The organism is Leucobacter sp. M11 (assembly GCF_035726885.1).
GTDB lineage: Bacteria > Actinomycetota > Actinomycetes > Actinomycetales > Microbacteriaceae > JAPFRB01.
Window position 1 is genome coordinate 1 of sequence record NZ_JAPFRB010000059.1, and the last position, 231, is coordinate 231.

Sequence of the window (231 nt, forward strand, 5' to 3'; positions counted from 1 at the left end):
GTCGCTCGACCACCTCGGCGACGACGCGGTCCTCGTGATCACCGAACTCGTCTCCAACGCGCTGACGCACGCGGTGCCGCCGTCGGTGGCCGGCGGGCCGGAGATCGGGCTCGGACTCGCCCTGGGCTCCGGCCGGCTGAAGCTGACCGTCTCCGATCCCGGGGACGACGCGCCCCGGCTCAACCCGTCCGACGGCTCCGCACTCCGGGAGCACGGACGCGGCCTGTGCAT

Annotated in this window: 1 protein-coding gene; it reads left to right on the forward strand. The window is 74.0% G+C overall.

Translation table 11 applies throughout. From position 1 onward, the window contains the following. The coding region (locus OOT08_RS18990) for an ATP-binding protein (RefSeq protein ID WP_325094458.1) at positions 1-231 on the forward strand (231 nt) is incomplete at both ends.